This window comes from Burkholderia sp. LFS061 (assembly GCF_047978125.1).
Taxonomy (GTDB): domain Bacteria; phylum Pseudomonadota; class Gammaproteobacteria; order Burkholderiales; family Burkholderiaceae; genus Burkholderia; species Burkholderia pyrrocinia_C.
Map to the genome: position 1 here is coordinate 1 of NZ_JBFPFS010000184.1, position 223 is coordinate 223.

Genomic DNA, 223 nt, shown 5'->3' on the forward strand with positions numbered 1-223 from the left:
CGAAGACGCAACCAGGCCACCAACGTCAACCGATGCCCCCTGCCCGAACACAACTCCATTTGGGTTCACGATAAATATCCGGCCGTTGGCTTGCAGCGTCCCGAGAATCCGTGTCGGATCAGGACTTGCCACTTGATTGAGCGTCGCAGAGTTCGCCCCTTGCCGCTGGTCGAATCTGACCAGCTCCCCAGGGGCGATATTGAAATTGTCCCAGTTGATCACC

At 57.4% G+C, this 223-nt stretch carries 1 protein-coding gene; it reads right to left on the minus strand.

Going from position 1 to position 223, the window contains the following annotated elements; genetic code table 11:
• Window positions 1-223 (minus strand): filamentous hemagglutinin N-terminal domain-containing protein (locus tag ACNQQL_RS36270; protein ID WP_347069768.1); only part of this gene is annotated, 223 nt, incomplete at both ends.